Annotated in this window: 2 protein-coding genes and 1 pseudogene; all 3 read left to right on the forward strand. The window is 46.5% G+C overall.

Features of this window, described 5'->3' with window-relative positions:
* Positions 1–951, forward strand: a 951-nt coding sequence (locus DW039_RS21390) for an RHS repeat-associated core domain-containing protein (RefSeq protein ID WP_229079818.1), incomplete at its 5' end; no start/stop codon positions are given.
* Positions 932–1,141: a hypothetical protein gene (locus DW039_RS20835; RefSeq protein WP_035447395.1), complete on the forward strand. Its 210-nt coding sequence runs from the start codon at positions 932–934 to the stop codon at positions 1,139–1,141. The genes DW039_RS21390 and DW039_RS20835, both read left to right, overlap by 20 nt.
* 251 nt (positions 1,142–1,392) lie before the next feature.
* A pseudogene (locus DW039_RS20630) lies at positions 1,393–2,232 on the forward strand (RHS repeat-associated core domain-containing protein); the annotation flags it as partial.

The raw sequence follows: 2,232 nt of genomic DNA on the forward strand, positions 1-2,232 counted from the left end.
ATCAGCCAGAGCGGCACGGTAGAAGAGACGAGCCATTACTATCCTTTCGGCGGTACATTTGCAAGTGCAGGTAATGTTCAGCCTTACAAGTACAACGGCAAGGAGTATGACTCGAAGAAAGGGCTGAACTGGTATGACTACGGGGCACGGCATTATGATGCGGCGTTGGGGAGGTTTGAGACGGTGGACCCTTCTGCTGAAAACTACTTCAAAACAAGTCTCTATGCTTATTGTGGTAACAGCCCTATCAGCAGAATAGACCCAACAGGAGCTGACTGGTATGAAGATAAACAAGGGAATTTACGTTGGCAGGAAGGCAGTGAAGCCTTAAAAGGCTATACTAATATCGGTTCATCTGCCTCTATTGCGTTAGGTAATGACAACTATCTGAACTTCTATCAGAATGGAGGTATCTTAGCCAATCAGGCTGTTAATGCTTTTGACTTGATAGCTTCCAGCGGTAAACTTCAGAATCAGTTCTTAGGTAAAACCAGTCCTTTATCTGAAGACTCTAAGTCTGCCCTTTTCAATTCTCTGAACAGTCGTTCTATAGATGCTATTGCGCGACCTATAGGCGAAGCTGCCTTTGGCTTTGGTGCCGGAGAGTTTGGCGGTATGTTGTTGGGGAAGGCAATAGGATGGGCTGTAGGAAAGGTGGCAGGAAGAGGTACTCAAAATGCAATACAATCAACTGCTCACGGAGTGCAACGGATTGCTGGAACAACGGCAACGAGAGGAGGGGTACTTTCTGTGAATGAAGTAAGAGTAACAAAGTCTGTAGGAAAGGCTTTTACTCAGGCTGATGGAGCTACAGTTTATCTTCATGAAATTACTCCCGGTAGATTTAATGCTGTTGTAGAAGGGAGGAAAGGTATAATAACAACAATGGGAAATTGGTCTCAAAAATCTATTAATAGAATAGCGAAAAATTATGGATGGAATATTAAATAAAGAAATGGTTGTTTGCTGTTTCTGCGGGAAGAGTTTACCCTTAGAAGCGGCTGTAGTTTTGAAAGTTTGGGCAAATGAGAAGAGTGAGGAGTATCAAGTATTATATTCCCATAAATCTCATTTTGTTAGAGCATTAGATAAATCAGTAATACTACATCCAGATTTATTAGAGCCTGATGCTTTAGGTTAATTCGTCGTAACGAACTACTGTCTTCCTCTGATATAGGTTGATTAAAAACCAATCTATCTAATTACTATCCTAACATCAGATATTCCATATCTTGTATGTTAGGATAGTTTTTGTTATTCTATCAGCGAGACGTAGGATACCTATTGTGTGTATGACGACCACCGTAATCTCTGCACTTGGAAGAAGCTTCCGGATGCGCAGCTCGCGGAGTATGTGTATGACAACGGTGGACGGCTGACGCAACAGGGGGAGTGCACGAACAAGACGGTTTCTTCCGATCAGGTGGTGCATGTGCAGAACTGGGCGGTACGGGTTTCCCGACGAGCCAGTTCACGAACGACACTTCGGGCTACAGTAAAGGCTCCCTGACAGGAAGCGCGGTGACTGTATCCGGCAGCAGTACTAAAATTTACAAAGGCTATTACTATGACGTCAAGGGGCGTGTAACTAAAGTCGTACAGAACAATCTTTTGGGCGGTTATGACGTGACTAATACGGTCTATACCTTTACGGGACAGCCCGCCACGGTGACGCATAGCCATACCGCAAGCGGCAAGTCCACACGTACGGAAGTCTATACCTATAGCTATGACCATGCAGACCGTGTAAGCAAGGTGGAGCATACTTTGGGAGGAACCAAAATAACTCTGGCAGACTATACGTACGATAGTTTCGGCCGTCTGAGTACCAAGTCCCTGCACGGCTCTGCGGCGAACAAGCTGACGTATGCCTATAACCTCCGCAGCTGGCTGACGGGCATCACAAGTACGCGCTTCACCCAGAACCTGTACTACAATACGGGTGTGGGTACCGCCCGCTACAACGGTAACATCAGCAGCATGACCTGGAAGTCCGGGAATGAAAGCACCGTCCGCGGCTACAAGTTCACCTACGACGGACTGGACCGGATGCTGAATGCCACCTATGGCGAAACAGCAGGTATCAGCACGAACGCGAACCGTTTCAGTGAGAACGTGACGGGCTACGACAAAAACGGTAACATCAAGGGATTGCAGCGTTACGGGCAACTCTCTTCAACCGCCTACGGCATGATAGACAACCTGACTCTCACCTTGAACGGCAATCAGTTG

The sequence above is a fragment of the Bacteroides sp. AF39-16AC genome (assembly GCF_003602735.1).
GTDB classification, from domain to species: domain Bacteria; phylum Bacteroidota; class Bacteroidia; order Bacteroidales; family Bacteroidaceae; genus Bacteroides; species Bacteroides uniformis.